A 22,275-nucleotide genomic window follows, 5' to 3' on the forward strand; every position below is an offset into this window, starting at 1 on the left:
GTTATTTATTCAGATGAATTATGATGGATAAGTAAATGAAAATTAAATGAGTCAAGGAAAGTTTCAAAATAAATATCGTATTTCTTCAATTAGAGCGAAATGGTGGGATTATGGTTGGAATGGAGCCTATTTTATAACAATTTGTACACAGGATAGAAAACATTATTTTGGAGAAATTCAAAATAATAAAATGATTTTATCAGAAGTTGGCATTATTGCCGATTTATTGTGGCATCAAATTCCGATGCACCATAAAAATGTTGAATTAGGCGATTTTGTGGTCATGCCAAATCATATTCACGGAATTTTGATTATCGATAAACAATTGGATAATATAAATGTTGATAATATGGATAATGTAGAGACAGGGCATGCCCTGTCTCTACCATCAATACAAATGTTACAAACGTCGTCGTCTGTCGAATTTCAAAAACCAGGTTTAAAACGTTTTCAAAACATTGGAAAAAACACCATTTCGTCAATTGTTGGATCATATAAATCTGCTGTAACAAAACACGCCAATAGATTGGGATACACGCATCAATGGCAAAAATTATTTTATGACAATATCATTAGAGACAATAATCAATATCAAAGAATTTCTGATTACATTGTTTCAAATCCAGAAAATTGGGCAAAGGATAAATTTAAAACAGATGGTAAATCCTAATTTGAAATAAACGTTATAATTAAATCACATTTTTAGTTTTCGATTGAAATAATATTAATATTTCCTACTTTCGTTTATCGAAATATTTACATCTTCTTTAAAACGAAGATGATTTTTAAAATACAAAAGACATGAAAGAAACCAAACATATATCAAGATCTAGAGCGCAAGAATCTTCTGCCGCGATAGAAAAAATGTACATTACAATGCGCCATTTATTCAACCGTGGTTTTTACAAACCAATGGGGGTTTCTGGCGACAGCTTACGCGAATCATTATTGGCTTTACGTCCAGAAATTTATGGAAATATTGCCGAAGAAAAAGTAGAACTGAACGGACTTTTGTACGTTATAGAACGTCTTCCAATCGGAATCGAGCAGTGCCGCTTTATCAATTTAACTTCAGACGAAGGATATTCTAAATCACATTTTCAGCCAATTGTTCCTCCAAAAAGAAGAAGAAACTGTTACAGAATCGATGAGGAGCAAATGAACGTTGAGATTACACGCGGACGTTCGGACATTTACGATATCCTAACACATTTGACTTTCATTTTTATTGAATCTCATAAAATTAAAAATAGAGTTTTAATAGACGATGGAGGAGAAGTTTCTCGTGATTGGCAGAAACTGGAACAAGCTGTTATGCAAACCAAAAAGCTTACTTTGGTAGAAAAAGAAAAAGCAATTTCCCACGTAGCAAATATTTTGGCTAGAACATTTGAAGAAGTTTTAGATATTTACGATTCATTTGGTTCTGAAACTGCACCAGATCGTTTCTTGCACGTAATTTATTGGTTAGGAAAACTTGCGATTGAAGAAATTGTTGAAAACAACAAGCGTACCATTACTTTTAGTCCAGTTTTACGCGAAAGATTAGGACACCATATTCACGGAGAAATTTGGGCGACAAATATCAAAGAAGTTCTAAAAGCAAACGATTTGTTGAAAAGACCAATTCACGTAATAAGTGCCAATATGCACAGTGTTATGAATTCTATTTTTGCAACGCCTTTGTTAAAAACAAAATATAAAGGAAAAACAGATTTCTTTATTTATGAAGAATTAAGCGGTTCTGGTTCAAAAGAAATTAGATCTCAGGTTGAAGAATTGGCTTTAAAAAATGGAATGATTTCGTTGCCAGATTGTTCAGGAACCAATATTGACGTTCAGATTTTTGATACAGCTAAAATAGATTGGTCAAAAACCGCTTTTTCACATGCCAATGTAGGCGAAGATAAACCCGTGATAATCGTAATGGATTATGCTTTTGGAGAACAAGCTTATGAAACAATTGATGAACTTTTAAAACCATTCAAGAAAGAAACTTTACTTAACGTAAAATCAGTTTCTATTATGGGAAAAGCAGGAATTCTGGAAGGAGGAAAAGGCGATATAATGATTCCAACGGCACATATCAACGAAGGAACGGCAGATAATTATTTCTTCGAAAATGAATTGACAGGTGCTATGTTTGAAGGCAACGATATTGATATTTATGAAGGAGCAATGGTGACCGTTCTTGGAACTTCTTTGCAAAACAGAGATTTATTGAAATTTTTCCACGAATCGACTTGGGGTGTAATTGGTCTTGAAATGGAGGGATCTTATTATCAAAAAGCGATTCAGTCTGCCTCAAAAATTAGAAAAAGCGTTCCACATGATATTAAAGTTCGTTATGCTTATTATGCCTCGGATAATCCTCTGGAAACCGGAAGCACGCTTGCTTCAGGCGGATTGGGTACAACCGGTGTAAAACCAACCTATTTGATTACTATTAAAATTTTAGAGCAGATTTTCAATATAAAATAAATCGTAAATGAGTACAAAAGTACCACAGAATAATTCAGATCAGGAGATTGATATATTTCAGCTTTCAAAAAGCATTGGTGGTTTTTTCGATCGAATTAATGCCAAGATTTTTCGATCTATTCATTTCTTTGTTCGCAATTGGATGATTGTTTTAGTTTTGATTGTTTTAGGATTTGGACTAGGTTGGCTTTTAGATTCGAACAATAAAAAATTCGAAAATCAGGTTATAGTAACACCAAATTTTGGAAGTGTAGATTATCTTTATTCTAAAATAGATTTGATCGAATCTAAAATTATTGCTGGAGATACTGCTTTCTTGAAAAAAGAAGTTGGGATTCAAAATCCAAAAACGATAAAAAAAGTCGAGATTAAGCCCATTGCTGATGTTTATAAGTTTATTGAAGACAAAGAGCAAAATTTTGAACTAATCAAATTAATGGCTGAGGTTGGCGAGGTCAAAAAAGTATTAGAAGATAATGTGACAAGTAAAAACTATACTTTTCATTCGATTTCTTTTGTAACCGACAAAATTACTGATGAAAAAGATATCGTAGAACCATTGCTAAAATATTTAAATAGCTCGGAATATTTTAATGCACTGCAAAAAATAGGTTACAAAAATCTAGAACAGCAAATTATTCAAAACGATACTATTATTGCTCAGATAGATCAGGTTTTAAATGGTTTTTCCAAGACTGTAAAGAACGCACCAAAAAACGATAAGCTGGTTTATTATAATGAAAACACTCAGCTTAATGATATTATTAAAACAAAACAGTATTTAATAATCGATCAAGGTAAAAACAGATTAAAACTAATTAACTACGATAAAACAATTAAGAAAATTAATTCGACTTTAAACATAAATAGTATTAAAGTCACAAATGGAAACTTTAAGTTTATTTTGCCTATATTATTCCTTTTTCTTTTCGTTTTAATTCATTTATTTCTAAAGTTTTATCGCAGCCAGCTTTTGAAAGCTCAGGTTAAATAATATAGGTTTGAAAACGCTTAAGATCTTTGAACGAATTTCAAAAAACTCCTTCATAAAACAGAGTTTAGGAACTTTGGCTTTGCGAATTTTTGGAGTTCTTTTGTTATTTGGTTTCACAGTGTTTTTAACAAAATCATACAGTCCAAAATTAGTAGGACAGTATGATTTTGTACGTTCTTATCTCTTGGCAATCGGGAGTATTTGTCTACTGGGATTTGATCAATCTATTTTATATTTTAAAGGTAGATTGGCAAGTCAGAACGAGCTTCGACAATTAAAAAAAGTGTATGTTAAAATGGTGGGTATGCTATTTTTAGCTTCATTATTCATCTTAATTGTTTTTATTTTGATTGATAAAAAAAGAATTAATACTTATTTTCTCGATGATGAAGTATATTCTATCCTTTTAAAAAGTTCAGTCGTACTATTTTTTCATGGATTGTCCCTTTTAAACACAGAAGTTTTTAGAGCACTAGACAAATTGTATGTTGCTGAATTATTTAGAAATATTATCAAATATATCCCACTTATAATTGGTTCCGTCGTTTTATTTTATTGGCATTTAGAAACCTATCTGGTAGATGTTTTTTTAATTGGCTTCGTTTTTTTAGCACTTATAACTTCTATTTTAATAGTCATTTATTTTAATAAAACAGAGACAGTAACAGAAGAGATCTTTACTTCAAAAGAGATTTTTACAAAATCATATCCCATTGCAATAAGTGGATTGGCGTTGTTTCTATTGATGTGTTTCGATATTATGTTTTTAAAGAAATACAAAAACGATGAAACAGTTGCTTTTTATTCTGTTGGGGTTAAACTAATGACAATTGTTTCGGTTATAATTGTAACTATTAACATTACTGTTTCTTCAAAAATTTCAGAATTTTTTGCAAGTAAAAACTTAGCAGAATTAAAAAAAGTAGTTAGAAAAAGCGTTCGATTAATCTTTGGAATGACGTTTCCGGTTGTTCTTTTGATGTGTGTTTTTTCAGAATATATTTTGTCTTTTTTTGGACATCAATATATTGCAGCACAAGTACCTTTTTTAATTGTTATTATAGGTCAGGGAATTTGTTCTGTATTTGGATCTGCTCCAGTTTATTTGAATATGACCGGAAGGCAACATATATTTCAGATCATTTTAATTATAGCAGTTGCAATTAATTTTATTTTAAATCGATTTTTAATTCCGATGTATGGAATGACTGGAGCCGCAGTTGCATTTGTTTCTAGTTCTTTTTTCTGGAATTTTGTGTCGACAGTTTTTATTTACAAAAAGGATAAAATAAAAATTTTTTTACATTAAAGTACAATTATGAAAATAATACAAATTATAAACAGGTTTGATTCGGGAGGTGCTGAAAAGTTGCTATTGGAAACCATTCCTATTTATAATGCGAAGGGAATTCATGTTGATCTTTTGTTACTAAACGGTAAAAAATTACCTTTTTTAAAAGCTTTAAAAGCTCAAAATTGTTGTAATATTTATTCTTTAGGTACATATTCTGTATATAATCCAATTCAGGTTTTTAGAATGATATCTTTTTTACAAAAATACGACATAGCTCATGTCCATTTATTTCCGTCTCAATATTGGATTGTATTGTCAAAAATTATTTCTTTCTCAAAAATAAAAATTATTGTTACAGAACACAGCTCTTCTAATCCTCGTATTAAAAGTTTTTTTTTCAGCAAAATTGATCGATTCATGTATCGGTTTTATCATAAAATAATTTGTATTACGGATGAGGTTTATGAAATAATACAATATCATACAAAATTGCCTAAGAATAAATTCAAAGTCATTGTGAATGGAATTAATTTGAAAGTAATTTACAATGCTAAACCTTACTTTAAAAAAGAAATTTCAGAGTTATTGAATGAACAAGACACTTTATTAATTCAAGTAGCTAGATTTAGTAGACATAAAGATCATGAAACAGTAATTAGAGCAATGAGATTATTACCAGATAATTTCAAATTAATTTTTGTTGGTGATGGAAATTTGAAAGAAGAATGTGAAAAAAGAGTTCAAAAATTGGGATTAGAGAGTAGAGTTATATTTTTAGGCGAAAGAATAGATGTTGATCGTCTTTTAAAAACGGCAGACATTTCTATTTTAAGCTCAAATGGAGAAGGTTTTGGTTTGGTGGCAATAGAAAGTATGGCTTCTGGGAAACCTTTTATTGGTTCAGATGTTATAGGATTATCAAGTTTAGTAAAAGGATCGGGAGTTTTGTTTGAAAAAAGTAATGAACGAGAATTAGCAGATAGTATTAAAAGATTGATTGAAGATGATGATTTTCGTATAAATGTTGTTAATGCTTGTCAGTTAAAAGCGAAACAATTTGATATTGAAGTAATGGTAGAGAAACATATAAAATTATATAAAACAGTTATAGAAGGATGCAATTTTTAGTCAAAAAAAGTAGAGTCACATTTTCTGTGATTGCACTAGCAAATTTATTTGTTGCAATGCTGTCTTTTTTTATTTTACCTCCAAAGTTTTTCTATGACGCTGTTGTAATTGTTTATGACAAATACAATGAAATAGGCTATTTTGGAAGTTATCCATTGACCATTTTGTTTTATAAAGTTACAGGTCTGCGTTATCTTCCTTTTCCACTGATAGCATTGATACAATTTCCTATTTTGATGTATGTTTTATATAAAATTGGAATTCCAGATTCTTTTGAAAAAATAAATGTAAAAAATGTCATTGTCTACTTAGGAATTTTTATGATTGCTATTTTTATAGCAATGCCATCAAAAGAGTTTATCACTTTTTTATTTATTTCTTCAATTATATTTCTATGTAAAAACAAGCCATATTCCTTTCAAAAAACCGTTCTTTTATCCATATTCCTTTTTATGCTTTTTGGAGCTTTATATAGGCCTTATTTTGCTTTGATTCCTATAATTTCCGGGGGAATGTATTTGATTAGTTTTATTAATTTTAAAAACAAGACTGTATCAACGATTTTTTACGGATTATTAATTGTCTTTTTTTTATCATTGAATTACGGCATTTTAAAAGGGGAATATTTTTCAGAAATGAGCCGTGAGGTTGTAAACAAGGAACGTATAGGTTCTCCTGATGCAAATTCGATGATTACTCCGCCTTTAAAACCAGATACTTGGTATGGAGAAATAGTGGCTATTTTTTACGGTTTCTTTACAGTTAACATTCCAATAAACGGTTTAAAACATATTTTATCGCCTCAAATTGTCTTATTTGTAATTTGGCAGCTTCTACTTTTTTATATTTTATTGGTTCGTTTTGCTAAATGTATTGGGCATAGAAAATACTATAAGTATGAGCTTTTCATTTTTTTTATATTATTTTCATTTTTTATTACCCAAGGAGTTTTTGAACCAGATTTGGGTTCAGCGATGAGACATAAAATAGGTATTTTTCCACTAATTTATTTTGCATTATATCATGAACATTTCCGAAAAGAACTTCAATAGAATTTTCCATGTTTTTTTGTGTTTGATTGCCATTTTGATGATCTTTAGAAAACCATGTTCAATATTGATAGTAATATTTGCGGTATTTAGTTTATTTTTTTTTAAAAAGTTACATTATACAAAAGAGACACTGATTTTGATGGTGTGCATTGCTTCTCCAGTAATACTTGAATTGTTGCTTTTCTGGAATAACGATTCTTTAGCAAAAGGATTAAAAGCAATAGAAAAAAGCACTTCATTAGTAATTTTTCCATTATTTATAATTGGAAACTTTCAGAGAATAAATTTTTTGAAATTAGTCCAAACCTATGTTTGTGGAACAACTTTGATTTTACTTTTTTTCTTTATTCGATTTAACGTTTTGTATCCAGAATTGATGCACAAATATCTAAACGGCATACATTTATGGGAAATGGGATATCAATTTGGCAATAGTGTCGGAATTCATGCTCCAGCATTAAATATGCATTTGGCCTTTGTTACCGTTTCTGCTTTTTATTTTGTTATTAAGAGTTTTAAAGATCATGAAGAATCTAAGTTCAAAGCGATAAGAATAATTGTCTTTATACTTTCTTTTTTCTTTGTATTATTTGTTAATACCAGAATGGCTTTAGTAAATGTTTTTATCGGATTTTTGATTGTTCTTTTTTATGCTGTTAAACAGAGTAATTTTAAAAAAATAGCTTTAAAAGGATTACCGTTATTGGTTTTACTAATTGCTGTTTTGTTTTTATTTGTTCAAAAAGATCCATACATGAAAGAAAAATATTCCAGCGTTAGTTTCGCTTATATGGATAAAGTCGGAAAGCTTGATGAGATTGATCATCCAGAGGTTAAGGTTTTCAATTCTTTAGTTACCAGAGTTTCTATATGGAAATCTGCGTGGGAGTTGTCAGTAAAAAATCTTCCTTTTGGAGTGGGTGCTTCAGATGGAAAAAACGAATTAAACAAATATTATGCAGCAACCAATCAGAAGTTTTTGGCAAAGTATGAATTTCCTACTCATAATCAGTTTCTTGATTTTTTATTGAAGTTTGGAATTCTTGGACCCTTAGTAGTACTATTTTATATTTCTATAATTGGATATTTGGGATTTAATCTAAAGAATCCTATTATAATTTCGTTTTTCGTCATCTTTTTTACATCAAATCTAATGGATGATTTTTTGCTTCGTTTTGATGGAATTGCTTTCAGCGGGTTCTGGTTATCCATTTTTTCAAGTTATTGGATGCAGCAAAAATCAGCTCTTATAAATGTAGATTAATTCTTCAAAGTTTTTGTTTTTATCGAATAACTCTGAACATCTTTCGAAAGCTTTTTTAGCAAAAAGATTTCGATTTTCTGATTTGCTAAGAATTTGAAAGTAAGGTTCTAATTCCGAGATTTCATCAAATAGAAATCCAGTTTCATTATGGATTACAATATCTTTATTACCAATTACATTGGTGGCAATAACAGGTTTTTCCAAAACCATAGCTTCTAAAACGGCAATTGGCAAACCTTCCCATAATGAAGTTTGTAAATAAACATCAAGGTTATTTAATTCTTTTAAAATATGTTTACGATCAAAAAACCATCCTGTAATTTTTATATTAGGAGCCGTCAGCAAAGAATTTAGTTCGCCATCACCTATCCATACAAAATTAAAATCAGGAAAATTGAGGGCAATTTCATTAAATAAAATTGGATTTTTCTGATACGTTATTCTGCCTAAGATTCCTACAGTAAGTTTATCATTTTTATTTTCAACAAAATTTTGGCGGATACTTCTAATATCAACACCATTTCGAACTAATTTTGAATTACCAATTTTTTTAGCAATTTCAAACTCAGTATCGCCACAGGCAATAGTAACTCCTCCAAACAAGGCTTGGGTAATTTTTTCTATTAACCAATATATTTTTCGAATGGGTTTTGAAATGTCTGTTCTAAGAAAAGAATAACCATGAGGTGAATAATACAGCTTTTTTTTCTTAAAGAGAAAGAAATAGGCAATCCTGCCTAAAACACCTGCTTTTGAAGAATGGAGATGGATGACATCAGGATTTATTTTTTTCAGCGCTTTGGTTAACTGAATTACAGATTTTAAATCTTTTAAAGGAGAAAAATTTCGTAACATATTAATTTCTAATAAATTAATATTACTAGAAAAGTCAGATTTAATTTTATCTCTGTCTATTTCCTTTCGGTTTCCGCTGTAAATTATTGTCGTATCAATGCAATTTTTTATTTCATCTTCACCAAAATAAGCTGATAAATCATTAAAATAAGTATAAACGCCTCCACCAAGAGCCTCTATGATATGTACAACTTTCAACACAATTGATTTAATTCTTGGTAAAAATAAATAATTGATGTGAACTGTAACCTGAAATCTTAAAAACTTCTTTTAATGGAGGTTTTATATCTAATTTAAAAGGCAGATATTTGTGCATCTTTAAAATTTATCATGAAAAGAATACTTATCACTGGAGCAGCAGGATTTTTAGGATCACACTTATGTGACAGATTTATCAAAGAAGGTTACTTTGTAATCGGAATGGATAATCTGATTACAGGAGATCTTAAAAATATTGAACATTTATTCAAACTGGAAAATTTTGAGTTTTATCATCATGATATTACTAAGTTTGTTCATGTTCCAGGCGATTTAGATTATATATTGCATTTTGCTTCGCCAGCAAGTCCGATAGATTATTTAAAAATTCCAATCCAGACTTTAAAAGTAGGGTCTTTAGGGACGCACAATCTACTTGGATTGGCAAGAGTAAAAAAGGCCAGAATTTTGATTGCATCAACCTCTGAAGTGTATGGGGATCCTTTGGTGCATCCACAAACTGAAGAATACTATGGGAATGTAAATACAATAGGTCCTCGTGGAGTTTATGATGAAGCAAAACGTTTCCAAGAATCGATCACAATGGCTTATCATACTTTTCATGGCGTAGAAACTAGAATCGTTCGTATTTTTAACACCTACGGGCCAAGAATGCGATTAAATGACGGACGTGTAATTCCAGCGTTTATTGGTCAGGCTTTACGTGGAGAAGATTTAACGATTTTTGGAGATGGAATGCAGACGCGTTCTTTCTGTTATGTTGATGACCAAGTTGAAGGGATTTACAGATTGCTACACTCAGATTATGTATATCCAGTAAATATTGGAAACCCTGACGAAATCACAATCAAAGATTTTGCAGAAGAAATTATAAAATTGACAGGAACAAACCAGAAAGTGGTTTATCACCCGCTGCCAATTAATGATCCCTTACAGCGTCAGCCAGATACAACAAAAGCAAAAGAATTGTTGGGTTGGGAAGCCAAAGTAAGCAGAGCAGAAGGGATGAAAATTACATATGAGTATTTCAAATCATTATCTCCGGAAGAATTGGCAAAAGAAGAACATAAGGACTTTTCTAGTTATATAAAATAATACTTTAGACAGCTTGAATTTTGAATAAAAATTCGAGCTGTTTTCTAATAAACTCCAAAAACAATTATTATCAGATGAACGAATTAGTTTCTATTATTGTACCCACATATAATACTGAAAAGTTCATTAGACAAACAATTGAATCAGTTCAAAATCAAAGTTATATCAATTGGGAAATGATTTTGGCTGATGATGCATCAACTGATCGAACAGTTGCCATAATTGAAGAATTTGCTCAAAAAGACAACCGAATAAAACTTTTTAAATTACCCGAAAATCGAGGAAATGGTTTTGCAAGAAATGTAGCTTTGGAAAAAGCCACAGGAAAATACATGGCCTATTTAGACGCCGATGATGTATGGTTTCCTGAGAAATTGGAAAAACAGATTCAGTTTTTAAAAGCAAATAATTTACACTTTACTTTTAGTTTTTACGATTCTATCGACGAAGAAGGAAATGATTTGAACAGAACAGTAGAATCACCAAATCCATTGACTTATAAACAATTGTTTTTCTGCAATTATGTAGGCAATTTAACAGCTATTTACGACGCAGATTATTTTGGGAAAATTATTTTAGAAACGTCACAAAAGCGTCAAGACTGGAGAATTTGGCTTACTATTTTAAAACAGATTAAAATAGTTAAACCAGTTCCAGAATCTTTGGCTTTTTATAGAATTCGAAAAGATTCTGTTTCTTCTTCAAAATTCAAATTAATCAAACACAACTTTGGAGTTTATAGACAGTTTCACGGATATAATCTTGTTTTTTCTGTTTTGTTGATGGTGAGGTTCTTGTTTACACAATTGGTTATAAAACGTAGATACATAAAGAAAATTTAAAATTCATCTTGAAGTCGCAAATTGCGACTTCAAGTTTCAAGGTCATAATTTGTGACCTTGGAGGATTCCGTTTAGAATTGGAGGTCGCAATTTGCGACCTCCAATTATTTTTTATAACCAATTTTCACTCTTTCGACTTCATTTTCTTTTTTCTCGGTTAATTCGTCTAAATAAGAAAAAACCAATTCAATATTTTTATCATGATTCTCTAACTTCTTCTGAATTTGTAAAATATCAACTTTTATTTCGGTTGTATCCAAAAGCATTTGTCTCACTTTTGTGAAGATCCTCATGATTTGAATATTGGTTTGGATGGCTTTGTCGCTTTTTAGGACGCTTGATAACATTAGAACTCCATGTTCAGTAAATGCAAATGGTAAATATTTTTGATGTTCTCCTCTTCCTTTCTTTAAGATCACAATTTGTGATCTTAAAGAATTATGCTCAATTTCAGTAAGCTGAAACATAAAATCAATAGGAAATCGAGATAAATTTCTTTTGACGGCTTGATTTAGAACTCTAGTTTCTACTTCATAAAGTGAAGCTAAATCAAAATCAAGCATCACTTTTTGACCGCGTATAATATATATTTTATCAGAAATTGTTTCTTCAGAAAGTAGAGAATGATTATCCATAAGTTTTTCAATTAAAAAAACAAATGTAAGATTTTATTTATATTTATAAATAGGATTTAAACTGTTTTAGTTTTCCGCGATTTGTTCTTTCTAAAATAGTTTTTCTTGTAAAAGTGAAGTTTAAATTCGGTTCTAAATACAAATTGATTGCTTGTTTTATTTTCTCAATTTGTTCTGAAATTAATTCTTTTTCAGCTACATATTCAATTTCAAAAGTATCTAATTTGGTTTGTTTGATGATAAATTCTTTTACGTTTCCATCGTCTTCAATGATGCTTTTGGTTACATAATAAAATGTCAAACCTGGAGATTTTTTACCACTTGGCAAAGCAGCAACATCGTTGGTTCTTCCAATTAATTTTTTAAGAATTGGTTTTTGAGGTGTGCTTTTTTCGTCCAAAATTCCAATGTCGCCAATTTCGTATCTTATAAAAGGATTTGCCTTATTGAATAAAGAAGTAATCACAATTTTTCCTTCCGTTCCATGTCGAACAGGATTATTATTTTCATCTAAAATCTCGACAAAAAGTGTTTCTGAGTTTACCTGCCACTCTCCTTTAGGATTTTCAAAAGCAATTAAATCTAGCTCAGAAGCGCCGTATTCGCTAATAATTGGAATTCCAAATTGTTTTTCCAAAAGTCTTTTATCCGTTTCAAAAAGCATTTCTGAAGTAACAAAACAAGCTTTTAGTGTTGGACATATTTCTTTTAAAATGATATTTTTTTGTTCTAAAAATTTAGCAAAAAGAACAATTGAACTTGTATATCCGTTGATATAATCGAATTTTTTAGTTCTGAATTTTTTTAGAAATTTTTCTAAAACAGCATCAGACAAATCAAAAACGGGGAAACGAAAACGATGTGTCAAAAAATCTTTAAAGCGTTCTTTTTGATATCCAATAAAATCCATCGGAATTCCGTAAAAGCGTGCTTGATACGAATAATTAAAATCAATTCCAAACCAGCCGAAACGCATTATATTGGAAGCCCAAGTCAAAGCATGAGAATATTTGTCTTTAGCAAAAACAAAAGGAGTTCCACTCGATCCGGATGTTTTATTGAGATAAATGTTTTTTTTCGAATACCCTTTTGAAAGTCTTTCTTCAAGAGATTTTTGCAGATTCTGTTTGTTCAAAATCGGAAGATCATTCCAGTTTTCAATCTTTTTGTTTCCAACCAAATCACGATAAAAAGAATTGTTATCTAAATGAAAATCAATAATTTCTTTCTTTTTCTTTTCAAGAAATGAAGCGTACTCTTCTTCCGAAAAGTGAACAATTTTATCCAGTTCGGCTTTAGCTTCCTTAATTGGAAAACCATTTAGTTTGAGTGAAAGATCAAAAAGGCGAATCATTTTTTGGGGATAATTTTCGTCAAAAATAATATTTAGCAATTACTAACAATCAAGAATCACGAAGTTTTTAAGATTTAATTATTTTTTACGTTCAAAAGCAATTATTTTTGCACCACAACTAAAATACAACAACACATGACAATTTTACTATTGGGATCAGGCGGAAGAGAGCATGCATTCGCATGGAAAATGACACAGAGTCCGCTTTGCGAAAAACTTTTTGTAGTGCCTGGAAATGCAGGAACTGCTGCAATCGCTGAAAACGTTGCCATATCTGCGACAGATTTTGAAGCGGTAAAAGCATTAGTGCTTAAAGAAAATATAAGTTTAGTAGTCGTAGGACCTGAAGATCCGTTGGTAAAAGGTATTTATGATTATTTTAAAAACGACGAAAGTTTGAAAAATATTCCAGTTATCGGTCCATCGAAATTGGGTGCGCAATTGGAAGGAAGTAAAGAATTTGCTAAAGAATTCTTGATGAAACACAATATCCCAACTGCAGCTTATGACAGTTTTACTGCTGAAACAGTTGAAGAGGGATGTAAATTTCTTGAAACATTGCAGCCTCCTTACGTTTTAAAAGCAGACGGATTAGCAGCTGGAAAAGGTGTTTTGATTATTCAGGATCTTGAAGAAGCAAAAACAGAATTACGTAACATGTTGGTTCATGCAAAATTCGGGACAGCAAGTTCAAAAGTAGTTATTGAAGAGTTCTTGGACGGAATCGAATTGAGCTGTTTCGTTTTAACAGATGGGAAAAGCTATAAAATTCTTCCAACAGCAAAAGATTACAAACGAATTGGAGAAGGAGATACAGGTTTAAACACAGGCGGAATGGGAGCGGTTTCTCCAGTTCCTTATGTAGATGCAGTTTTGATGGAAAAAATTGAAACACGCATCGTAAAGCCAACGATAGAAGGTTTTCAAAAAGACGGTATCGAGTACAAAGGATTTGTATTTATTGGTTTGATCAATGTAAAAGGTGAACCAATCGTTATTGAATACAATGTGAGAATGGGTGATCCTGAAACTGAAGTTGTGGTTCCAAGATTAAAATCAGATCTAGTTGAATTGTTCTTGTCTGTTGCAGATCAAAAATTAGGAGACTTTAATTTAGAAGTTGATCCACGAAGCGCAACAACTGTAATGGTTGTTTCTGGCGGATATCCTGAAGATTTTGAAAAAGGAAAAGTAATTTCTGGTTTAGAAAATATTACAGATTCTATAGTTTTTCATGCGGGAACAAAATTAGATGGCCAAAATGTCGTTACTAATGGAGGACGTGTAATTGCTGTAACATCTTATGGAGACGATTTCCAACAGGCCATAAAAAAATCTTACCAAAACATAGATAAACTAAGCTTTGATAAGATGTATTTTAGAAAAGATATTGGCTTCGATCTAATTTAAAAAATAAATAGAACCAACCCTTTTTAATTAAAGGGTTTGGTTTTTATTTTAAAAATGAATGAGCTGTTGTATCTTGGTTTTCTGTTCCAGCGTCATCAAAAATACGTAATTGTTTAATCCAATAAACGATTGCGCATGCACAGATGATCATGAAAATCCAGTTAATAGTGTTTGCACCAAACCATGTAATTAATTCCAAACGACGTAAAAAGTCAAGAGGAGCAAACAAAATGTTAACGAATAGGTATTGAATTCCTTCGAAAAAAGCTGTCATAATTTTAAAAATTATATGTTATTTATTGTTGTGTAATGCCTTGAAGATAAAATTCGGTAAACCAAATCTTTTTTCAACTTGTTAGGTTTTTCCTTTTAAACAAGTAGTATCTTTACAATCACAAAAGTATAAAATATCCTTATGATAACAAGTGTTTTTAAAAAATCTACGCCATTAAATTATTCATTGGTTGTAATTTTAATACTGGTTTTCTTTTTTATGTTCCAAATTAAAGACCCTTCTTGGGTTACTTCTTATTTTTTGGCCTTTCAAAAAGTGAGTTTATTATGCTTTATTTTGGCTTCTTTTTTTATGATTAATTTCATTGTAAAAAAGAACGGACTCAGTAAAGACAATGGTTACGCGATACTTTTTTACTTGTTGTTTATTTTATTTTTTCCGACAATATTTAATAACGCAAATGTCATATATGCCAATTTCTTTATTTTATTGGCGCTTCGAAGATTGATTTCGCTCCAATCTCTCAAAGCATCAAAAGAAAAAATATTTGATGCAGCATTTTGGATTTTTATAGCTTCTTTATTTCAATTTTGGAGTATTCTCTTCTTAATATTGGTTTATATTTCTATTATTTTTCATGTTTCAAGAGATTATAGAAACTGGGTTTTGCCATTTATTGCGCTTTTGGCAGTAACAATTTTATTCTACATGACATCTTTAATTTTAAATTTTGATGCCGTAGCTTTCATTCAGGAAAGAGCAGTAATCGATTTTAGAATTGATTATTTTAAGAATAATTATGAAAATGCAGCACTTTCAATATACACTGCAGTCGCTTTATTTTTTGTTACTTCGATGCTAATGACATTGTCAAATAGACCACAAATTGTCCATTCTTCGTATAAGAAAATAGTAGCTTGCTTTTTTATAGCAGCCATTGTTTACATCATTTCGCCAAATAAAAGCAACGATTTGCTATTGTTTAGTATTGCACCATTAAGTATTATGGCAACGAGCCACGTAGAATACATGCAGCAGAAACTGAATAACGAAATTGTTTATTACACTCTGATTGTGTGTAGTTTATTTACGTTTTTCTCTCAGCTATAATTTACTTCCGTAAGCAAGATCACCAGCGTCGCCAAGACCTGGAACAATGTAGTTTTTCGCGTTTAGTTTCTCATCTAAAGAAGCAACCCAGAGATGGCAATTTTCGGGAAGATTTTTTTCTAGATAAGCAATTCCTTCTGGAGCAGCAATAACAACAACAATATGTATTTCTGCTGGAATAGCGTTTTCGACCAATTTTTGGTGAACCGCTACAATTGATTGTCCCGTAGCCAGCATCGGATCTAGAAGCAGAACGGTTTTATTATTTAAGTCTGAAATAGCCTGATATTCAACTCGAATTTCAAATTCGTCGTCATTATTTGGGTGGAATCTGCAAGCAGAAACAAAGCTGTTTTCTGCATGATCAAAATAATTTAAAAAGCCATTATGAAGTGGTAATCCAGCACGTAATATAGGGCATAAAACTAAATCCGTATCAATTTCTGTAGTGTTCTTAATTCCAAGAGGAGTTTGGATTTCAACATTTTTATAAGGTAAAATTTTGCTCAATTCATAAGCCATAATTTCACCAATGCGTTCAATATTTCTACGAAAACGCATGCTGTCATTTTGAACATTTACATTTCTAATTTGACCTAAGAAATGATTTAAAACGCTGTTATTTTCAGAGATATAATGAATTTTCATGATGAAATTGTAATTTATTTAGAGATAAAATGATGAAACGAAAAATAATTTCTTTTCTTCGCAGCATAAAAGTATAAAAAGTATCTTTGTATCTATAAAAAAATAAAGACATGTTTTCAAAATTAGCATATTCTGTTTTCGAGCAAAGTATCAAAGATTATCACCAGTTTGATAATGTAGATCAGCCGATCAATAATCCTTATCCAAAAGATAAGTTCGAGCATTTGTTATATCTAAAAAATTGGATTGACACCGTTCAGTGGCATTTTGAAGATATTATTCGTGACCCGAATATTGATCCTGTTGCGGCTTTAACATTAAAAAGAAGAATTGATGCATCAAATCAGGAACGTACTGATATGGTGGAATATATTGATAGTTACTTTTTACAAAAATACAGCAATGTAAAAGTAAAAGACGGGGCAAAAATCAATTCTGAAAGTCCTGCGTGGGCTTTTGACAGATTGTCGATTTTGGCTTTAAAAATTTATCACATGCATGAAGAAGCAAATCGTGCAGAAGCTTCTCAGGAACATAGAGATAAATGCCAAGAAAAATTGAATGTGCTTTTAGAGCAAAGGACAGATTTATCTACAGCAATTGAAGAATTATTGACAGATATCGAAAACGGTGATAAATTCATGAAAGTGTACAAACAAATGAAAATGTACAACGATGATGAATTGAACCCAGTTTTATATCAAAATAAGAAATAATTTGGCAGCGTTGTCCAACAACAAAATCAAACATATAGCCGTCATGAGACTATCCGCAATGGGAGATGTCGCCATGACGGTTCCTGTTTTACAGGCTTTTGTAAAACAATATCCAACGGTAAAACTGACCGTTATTTCTCGTCCGTTTTTCAAACCTTTTTTTGATGGAATTCCGAATCTTGAATTTTTTGCTTTTGATGAAAAAGAAAGACATAAAGGATTTCCAGGACTTTTACGATTGTTTAAAGATGTAAAAAAATTGAAGATTGATGCTTTTGCAGATCTTCATAATGTTTTACGATCTAAAGTGGTGAGTTTGCTTTTCGCTTTAAGCGGAAAAAAAAGAGCAACCGTTGATAAAGGGAGAGAAGGAAAAAAAGAATTAACCCGAGCCGAAAATAAGGTTTTCAAACAATTGCCAACCATGTTCGAAAGACATGCAAAAGTGTTTTCAGCTCTTGGTTTTCCTTTAGATTTATCGAAACCAGTATTTCCTGAAAAGGCAGTTTTAAGTTCTGATATTTTAGACATTATCAGAAATGAAAATCAAAAACTAATAGGAATTGCGCCTTTTGCACAATATGATTCTAAAGTTTATCCTTTGGATTTAATGAAAGAAGTAATTGCAAAATTGGCTGAAAATCCATCCTGTAAAATTTTGCTTTTTGGCGGAGGAAAAAAAGAAATCGAAATTTTAGATTCAATTTCTGTGCCTTTTGAAAATGTAATCAATATGGCTGGAAAAATCAAATTTCAGCAGGAATTACAATTGATAAGCAATCTTGATGTGATGCTTTCTATGGATTCTGGGAATGCACATATTGCAGCAATGCTTGGCGTAAAAGTCGTTACACTTTGGGGCGCGACACATCCATACGCAGGATTTTTGCCTTTTAATCAAAGTTTAGGAAATGCACTGACTTCAGACCGAAATCAATATCCAAAATTGCCAACATCAGTTTATGGCAATAAAGTTGTTGAAGGTTATGAGGATGCTATGAGGACAATTTTACCACAACAGGTCGTTGAAAAGGTTATAGAGCAGCTTTCATAAGGATTAGAAAATAAACTAGAAGGCGTCACTTTTTATAAGCTTCGGAGAAGCGAAATATTTATAGTAAAATATGCGTCTACAATATTAAAGCTCCAGCGGAGCGACATGTTTTTTATAATAATATCGCTCCGCTGGAGCTTTTTCTTTTGTTTTATTGTGATCCTATAAATATTTTACCCCGCTGGGGTATTTGCGATGAACAATGTTTTAAGCAATATTTTTGTTTAAATATCTTTCATCAGAATCGAGGAAAGAATATCCTATTGTTTTTTTTCTTTTTTTGTTTACTATAATGGAAACAAAGTTATTTTTGTCCTCAGTTGACAAAAGAATATGTTCGAATTTTTGTGATGAATCTCTGTAAACTTTATAAATTAAGTCATTATCTTTTATTTTTTTAGATAAAACTTTAGCCGATTTAAGTTTGCTTACATAAGGCCAGATATTAAAAATATTCGAATCGGCCTTTTGGACTTCTTCCATTTTTTCGGTCAAAGTTGAATTGTATTTTTCTCTTTCAAGTAACTTCGGGCCTTTTTTGTTTTTCATTTTTATAATAACTGCCAGAACGCAAAGCGAAGCAGTTACAATCAGCATAATAAGTAAAGATAGATGAAAGTGGTGAACGTGAGCTGTCATGATATTTAATGTTTAAATGTTTGACAAGTTTGATTAGCTCTGCAAATTCTCAAATCATGAGATTGCCATTGCTATAATTTTACCCCTAATTTAATGAAAATTCAACAATATTTCGATAAAATTTTGCTTTTATTTCAATTAGAGCCAAATCTTCTCATCACGACAGCGACGGTAAATATAGCTTTTTAGATTTGCTATGGTTTCTTGGTAATTTGGTGGATCATAACCATAGCGTTCATGTTCCATTTGCTCTTTTTCAATGGCATCACATCCTTTTATAACCTCTTTAATCATATCGAGTAAAGCAAGTTCTTTATTATCGGTTTTTTGAAATTTAAGTTCAACAATATCATCCTGAAGTTCTTCACAATAATCAACAAGCTTCATAACTTCTGGTTCATCCAGAAGATATTCCTTATTTCTAAAAATTTCTCGTACCGATTTCATTTATAAATACTTAATAGTAAAAATTCCAAATTCCAAATAGGACAAATTTAAAAATAAAAAAATCCAAATTCCGCTTTAGTTTGGAATTTGGATTTTATATTTTGGAATTTATCAAATATTATACGTCGTCGTAATCAACATAAATAGTTTCTGATGTTGGATGCGCTTGACAAGTTAAAATTAAGCCTTCTGCAATTTCGCCGTCTGTCAAAATAGAATTTTTTGTCATTTCGGCAGTTCCTTTTGTAACGCGTCCTAAACAGCTGCTGCAGATTCCGCCTTGACAAGAATAAGGAGCATCAACGCCTTGTTTTAGAGCAGCATCAAGAATAGTTTGTTTTTTAGACATTTCGAAAGTAGTTTCTTCATCGTCTACTAAAACAGTAATTTTTGTATGTCCTTCTTGAGAACCTTGAATTGCATGTTCTTCAGAAGAAGAAGTAAACAACTCAAATTTGATAGCCGATTCTTTTACATTTTTCTCTTTCAAAACATTAGAAACAGTATTGATCATGTCTTCTGGTCCGCAAAGGAAAAACTTATCAAATTGAAGTTCTTTGTGTTTGTTGTTTAAAACAAAATTCACAGCCGATTTTTCAATTCTTCCAAATAAAGCGTTTTCAGCTTTTGCTTGGCTGTATACATAATGCACAAAAAATCTGCCTACATATTGCAATTGCAAATCGTGAAGTTCTTGATGAAAAATTGTGCTTTCAGGAGTTTTGTTTCCGTAAACCAATACAAATGAACTCTTAGGCTCATTTTTAAGAACCGATTTTATGATAGAAAGAACTGGAGTAATTCCGCTTCCTGCAGCAAACGCCGCATAGTTTCTTTGTCTTTCAGCATCTGGCTCAAAAGTAAATTTACCTTCTGGCTGACCCACTTCAAGAACATCTCCCGCTTTTAATTTAGTATTGGCAAACTGAGAAAAAAGACCATTTTTTACTGCTTTTACAGCAATCCTTAACTCGCCGCTGTCTGGTGCCGAGCAAATAGAATAAGCTCGTCTAATTTCTTGGTTGTCAAGAGTTAGTTTAAAATTTATATATTGTCCAGCTATAAATTTATAGTCTGATTTTAGTTCTTCAGGAACATTAAAAAGAATAGAAACAGCATCTGCAGTTTCGCGTTTAACCTCTTTAATTATAAGTTTTAAGAATGAAGGCATGATAGAATTTTTATGCAAAAGTAGCAAACCACTATTAAAAGTTTAGCACGAAATTATTTTTTTTAACTTTTTTTGTAACGTTTTCCTGCTTTTGGTCTCTTACTACAAAAATACTAAACCATAAACCATGATTAAGAAGTTTATTTATTTAGAATGGAAGGCTTTTATTAGGTCGGCATCTTTTGGTAAAAATCTGGCAATGAAAATTATAATAGGTTTTCTGATGATCTATTTTTCATTAGTTTTTGTCGCAATGGGCGTTGGCGCATTTTATGTTCTTAAAGACATGAATTTGGAACCATTGGCTACAATAAACAAATTTTTAATTTATTATTTCCTCTTTGATTTGGTGATTAGATTATTACTTCAATCAATACCGGTTTTAAACATCAAACCATTATTGGTATTGCCTTTTAAGAAGCCTGTAATTGTTCACTTTTCATTAGGAAAAACAGCTTTGTCGTTTTTCAATTGGGTTCACGCTTTGTTTTTTGTGCCTTTTTCTGTTGTATTAATTTTGGAAGGATATGATGTAGTGGGAATCTTTTTTTGGTATGTCGGAGTGATGGCTTTTATTTATATCAACAATTTTTTGAATATTATTTTAAGCAATATCGACAAATTGTTTGTTGTATTTGTGGTATTAATTTTGGCTTTGGCAGGAGCGCAATACTACCAATTTTTTGATATCACAACATTTACGACTCCGTTCTTTCAGAGCTTTTACGATATTGAAGGCGTATTTTTAATTTCTGTGCTGATTTTAATTGGTTTGTATGCTTTCACTTTCAAATATTTTAAAAACAATTTATATCTGGATGCAGGACTTTCTGTAAAAGAAGATGTTGCAACAACAGAAAATTTTTCGTGGCTTAATCAGTTTGGGACTTTAGGAACCTTCTTAAAGAATGATATTAAACTCATCAAAAGAAACAAAAGATCTAAAACTACGATTTTCATGAGTGTTCTGTTTTTGTTTTACGGATTTCTCTTTTTCGGAAATTCTCATCAGCCCCCTGTAATGCACATTTTTGCAGGCATCTTTGTTTCGGGCGGATTTTTGTTTGTCTTTGGACAGTTTGTACCAAGCTGGGACAGTTCATATTATCAATTAATGATGACACAAAATATTCCATATCGAGGTTACATCACTTCAAAATGGTGGCTCATTGTTATTGTAACTTTTCTTTCTACCATATTGGCTTCCTTTTATCTGTTTTTAGGATGGGAAATTTATCTCACAATTGTAGTTGGGGCAATTTATAATATTGGGGTCAATTCTCATTTAGTACTTCTTGGCGGTGCATTTACCAAAACGCCAATAGATTTAAGTAATGCTGGCGGTGCTTTTGGAGATAAAAAAGCTTTCAATGTAAATGCAATGTTATTGACACTTCCAAAAATTTTATTGCCTTTAGCACTTTATGCCATCGGACTTTATTTGAATAATAAAAATCTTGGTTTAGCATTGGTTGCCGGAGCAGGAGTTTTAGGATTTGTGTTCAAAGAAAAAGTGTTTTCATTAATAGAAAAAAGATACAAAATAGAGAAATACAGTACAATAAGTGCTTATAAACAAAAGAGTTAATTTGATAATTAGAGAATTTGTCAATTAGAAAATCCAAATAAAAA

The 22,275-nt window shown here is 31.0% G+C and carries 22 protein-coding genes; 14 read left to right on the forward strand and 8 right to left on the reverse strand.

The annotated features are described in order from the left end of the window. Positions 1-46: 46 nt before the first annotated feature. The 7 genes from GR162_RS00115 (at position 47) to GR162_RS00145 (ending at position 8,213) form a co-directional block, all read left to right on the forward strand. Positions 47-670: a transposase gene (locus GR162_RS00115; protein ID WP_160780529.1), complete on the forward strand. Its 624-nt coding sequence runs from the start codon at positions 47-49 to the stop codon at positions 668-670. Positions 671-801: 131 nt separating this feature from the next. Then, positions 802-2,481: a hypothetical protein gene (locus tag GR162_RS00120; protein ID WP_160780530.1), complete on the forward strand. Its 1,680-nt coding sequence runs from the start codon at positions 802-804 to the stop codon at positions 2,479-2,481. 7 nt (positions 2,482-2,488) lie between these two features. After that, positions 2,489-3,475 carry a hypothetical protein gene (locus GR162_RS00125; RefSeq protein WP_160780531.1) on the forward strand — a complete coding sequence of 329 codons (987 nt, stop codon included), beginning with the start codon at positions 2,489-2,491 and terminating at the stop codon, positions 3,473-3,475. A 73-nt stretch (positions 3,476-3,548) separates the two neighbouring features. After that, positions 3,549-4,784 (forward strand): MATE family efflux transporter, encoded by a 1,236-nt coding sequence (locus tag GR162_RS00130; protein WP_237421263.1) that lies wholly within the window; start codon positions 3,549-3,551, stop codon positions 4,782-4,784. Between the two features lie 9 nt (positions 4,785-4,793). Further along, positions 4,794-5,897 carry a glycosyltransferase family 4 protein gene (locus GR162_RS00135; RefSeq protein ID WP_160780532.1) on the forward strand — a complete coding sequence of 368 codons (1,104 nt, stop codon included), beginning with the start codon at positions 4,794-4,796 and terminating at the stop codon, positions 5,895-5,897. A gap of 164 nt (positions 5,898-6,061) precedes the next feature. Continuing rightward, a complete protein-coding gene (locus GR162_RS00140; protein ID WP_237421264.1) occupies positions 6,062-6,949 on the forward strand; it encodes a hypothetical protein in 888 nt (295 codons plus the stop codon). Between the two features lie 139 nt (positions 6,950-7,088). After that, positions 7,089-8,213 (forward strand): O-antigen ligase, encoded by a 1,125-nt coding sequence (locus GR162_RS00145; RefSeq protein ID WP_237421286.1) that lies wholly within the window; start codon positions 7,089-7,091, stop codon positions 8,211-8,213. On the opposite strand, the gene GR162_RS00150 is transcribed toward GR162_RS00145, so the two are convergent. Continuing rightward, positions 8,190-9,266, reverse strand: coding sequence for a glycosyltransferase (locus tag GR162_RS00150; RefSeq protein WP_160780535.1), 1,077 nt, complete (start codon positions 9,264-9,266; stop codon positions 8,190-8,192). The two genes, GR162_RS00145 and GR162_RS00150, sit on opposite strands and share 24 nt — an antisense overlap. A 132-nt stretch (positions 9,267-9,398) precedes the next feature. Here GR162_RS00150 and GR162_RS00155 point away from each other — a divergent pair, with 132 nt between their 5' ends. Further along, on the forward strand, positions 9,399-10,382 hold the full coding sequence (locus GR162_RS00155; RefSeq protein WP_066033174.1) for a UDP-glucuronic acid decarboxylase family protein: 984 nt from the start codon (positions 9,399-9,401) through the stop codon (positions 10,380-10,382). Positions 10,383-10,456: 74 nt separating this feature from the next. Further along, positions 10,457-11,224: a glycosyltransferase family 2 protein gene (locus tag GR162_RS00160; protein WP_160780536.1), complete on the forward strand. Its 768-nt coding sequence runs from the start codon at positions 10,457-10,459 to the stop codon at positions 11,222-11,224. A 104-nt stretch (positions 11,225-11,328) separates the two neighbouring features. Here the strand turns inward: GR162_RS00160 and GR162_RS00165 are convergent, their stop codons facing one another. After that, entirely contained in the window at positions 11,329-11,859 is a 531-nt protein-coding gene (locus GR162_RS00165) for an ORF6N domain-containing protein (protein ID WP_160780537.1), read from the reverse strand. A 43-nt stretch (positions 11,860-11,902) separates the two neighbouring features. Then, positions 11,903-13,213, reverse strand: a complete 1,311-nt coding sequence (locus tag GR162_RS00170) for a phenylacetate--CoA ligase family protein (protein WP_160780538.1) — start codon at positions 13,211-13,213, stop codon at positions 11,903-11,905. A 135-nt stretch (positions 13,214-13,348) separates the two neighbouring features. Between GR162_RS00170 and purD the strand changes: the two genes are divergently transcribed. Next, entirely contained in the window at positions 13,349-14,623 is a 1,275-nt protein-coding gene (gene purD, locus GR162_RS00175) for a phosphoribosylamine--glycine ligase (RefSeq protein ID WP_160780539.1), read from the forward strand. Positions 14,624-14,666: 43 nt separating this feature from the next. Here the strand turns inward: purD and GR162_RS00180 are convergent, their stop codons facing one another. Further along, a complete protein-coding gene (locus GR162_RS00180; RefSeq protein WP_029271378.1) occupies positions 14,667-14,897 on the reverse strand; it encodes a hypothetical protein in 231 nt (76 codons plus the stop codon). Between the two features lie 141 nt (positions 14,898-15,038). Between GR162_RS00180 and GR162_RS00185 the strand changes: the two genes are divergently transcribed. Further along, positions 15,039-15,968, forward strand: coding sequence for a DUF6427 family protein (locus GR162_RS00185; RefSeq protein ID WP_160780540.1), 930 nt, complete (start codon positions 15,039-15,041; stop codon positions 15,966-15,968). Here the strand turns inward: GR162_RS00185 and upp are convergent. Beyond that, positions 15,963-16,616, reverse strand: a complete 654-nt coding sequence (gene upp / locus GR162_RS00190) for a uracil phosphoribosyltransferase (protein WP_160780541.1) — start codon at positions 16,614-16,616, stop codon at positions 15,963-15,965. The two genes, GR162_RS00185 and upp, sit on opposite strands and share 6 nt — an antisense overlap. Positions 16,617-16,726: 110 nt before the next feature. Between upp and GR162_RS00195 the strand changes: the two genes are divergently transcribed. Beyond that, a complete protein-coding gene (locus tag GR162_RS00195; RefSeq protein WP_066033168.1) occupies positions 16,727-17,332 on the forward strand; it encodes a DUF4254 domain-containing protein in 606 nt (201 codons plus the stop codon). A gap of 43 nt (positions 17,333-17,375) precedes the next feature. After that, entirely contained in the window at positions 17,376-18,386 is a 1,011-nt protein-coding gene (locus tag GR162_RS00200; RefSeq protein WP_160780542.1) for a glycosyltransferase family 9 protein, read from the forward strand. 207 nt (positions 18,387-18,593) lie between these two features. Here GR162_RS00200 and GR162_RS00205 read toward each other — a convergent pair whose 3' ends face one another. The 3 genes from GR162_RS00205 to GR162_RS00215 form a co-directional block, all read right to left on the reverse strand. Beyond that, complete coding sequence (locus tag GR162_RS00205) at positions 18,594-19,025, reverse strand: hypothetical protein (RefSeq protein WP_160780543.1); 432 nt, start codon at positions 19,023-19,025, stop codon at positions 18,594-18,596. 138 nt (positions 19,026-19,163) lie between these two features. Continuing rightward, positions 19,164-19,472, reverse strand: a complete 309-nt coding sequence (locus GR162_RS00210; protein ID WP_160780544.1) for a hypothetical protein — start codon at positions 19,470-19,472, stop codon at positions 19,164-19,166. 118 nt (positions 19,473-19,590) lie between these two features. Continuing rightward, positions 19,591-20,643, reverse strand: coding sequence for a 2Fe-2S iron-sulfur cluster-binding protein (locus tag GR162_RS00215; RefSeq protein WP_160780545.1), 1,053 nt, complete (start codon positions 20,641-20,643; stop codon positions 19,591-19,593). Between the two features lie 127 nt (positions 20,644-20,770). Here GR162_RS00215 and GR162_RS00220 point away from each other — a divergent pair, with 127 nt between their 5' ends. After that, positions 20,771-22,231, forward strand: a complete 1,461-nt coding sequence (locus tag GR162_RS00220; RefSeq protein WP_160780546.1) for a DUF5687 family protein — start codon at positions 20,771-20,773, stop codon at positions 22,229-22,231. The last annotated feature ends 44 nt before the right edge of the window (positions 22,232-22,275 follow it).

Origin of the sequence: Flavobacterium sp. HBTb2-11-1, assembly GCF_009826975.1 — a bacterium.
In the GTDB taxonomy this organism is placed as follows: Bacteria; Bacteroidota; Bacteroidia; order Flavobacteriales; family Flavobacteriaceae; genus Flavobacterium.

Excerpts from the sequence above, each read along its gene's own strand:
- GR162_RS00180 (WP_029271378.1), bottom strand. The coding sequence starts at position 14,897 with ATGACAGCTTTTTTCGAAGGAATTCAATACCTATTCGTTAACATTTTG.
- GR162_RS00220 (WP_160780546.1), top strand. The coding sequence starts at position 20,771 with ATGATTAAGAAGTTTATTTATTTAGAATGGAAGGCTTTTATTAGGTCG.
- GR162_RS00200 (WP_160780542.1), top strand. The coding sequence starts at position 17,376 with ATGAGACTATCCGCAATGGGAGATGTCGCCATGACGGTTCCTGTTTTA.
- GR162_RS00145 (WP_237421286.1), top strand. The coding sequence starts at position 7,089 with ATGGTGTGCATTGCTTCTCCAGTAATACTTGAATTGTTGCTTTTCTGG.
- upp (WP_160780541.1), bottom strand. The coding sequence starts at position 16,616 with ATGAAAATTCATTATATCTCTGAAAATAACAGCGTTTTAAATCATTTC.
- GR162_RS00185 (WP_160780540.1), top strand. The coding sequence starts at position 15,039 with ATGATAACAAGTGTTTTTAAAAAATCTACGCCATTAAATTATTCATTG.
- GR162_RS00160 (WP_160780536.1), top strand. The coding sequence starts at position 10,457 with ATGAACGAATTAGTTTCTATTATTGTACCCACATATAATACTGAAAAG.
- GR162_RS00135 (WP_160780532.1), top strand. The coding sequence starts at position 4,794 with ATGAAAATAATACAAATTATAAACAGGTTTGATTCGGGAGGTGCTGAA.
- GR162_RS00165 (WP_160780537.1), bottom strand. The coding sequence starts at position 11,859 with ATGGATAATCATTCTCTACTTTCTGAAGAAACAATTTCTGATAAAATA.
- GR162_RS00120 (WP_160780530.1), top strand. The coding sequence starts at position 802 with ATGAAAGAAACCAAACATATATCAAGATCTAGAGCGCAAGAATCTTCT.
- GR162_RS00125 (WP_160780531.1), top strand. The coding sequence starts at position 2,489 with ATGAGTACAAAAGTACCACAGAATAATTCAGATCAGGAGATTGATATA.
- GR162_RS00170 (WP_160780538.1), bottom strand. The coding sequence starts at position 13,213 with ATGATTCGCCTTTTTGATCTTTCACTCAAACTAAATGGTTTTCCAATT.
- GR162_RS00195 (WP_066033168.1), top strand. The coding sequence starts at position 16,727 with ATGTTTTCAAAATTAGCATATTCTGTTTTCGAGCAAAGTATCAAAGAT.
- GR162_RS00210 (WP_160780544.1), bottom strand. The coding sequence starts at position 19,472 with ATGAAATCGGTACGAGAAATTTTTAGAAATAAGGAATATCTTCTGGAT.
- GR162_RS00115 (WP_160780529.1), top strand. The coding sequence starts at position 47 with ATGAGTCAAGGAAAGTTTCAAAATAAATATCGTATTTCTTCAATTAGA.
- GR162_RS00155 (WP_066033174.1), top strand. The coding sequence starts at position 9,399 with ATGAAAAGAATACTTATCACTGGAGCAGCAGGATTTTTAGGATCACAC.
- GR162_RS00215 (WP_160780545.1), bottom strand. The coding sequence starts at position 20,643 with ATGCCTTCATTCTTAAAACTTATAATTAAAGAGGTTAAACGCGAAACT.
- purD (WP_160780539.1), top strand. The coding sequence starts at position 13,349 with ATGACAATTTTACTATTGGGATCAGGCGGAAGAGAGCATGCATTCGCA.
- GR162_RS00205 (WP_160780543.1), bottom strand. The coding sequence starts at position 19,025 with ATGACAGCTCACGTTCACCACTTTCATCTATCTTTACTTATTATGCTG.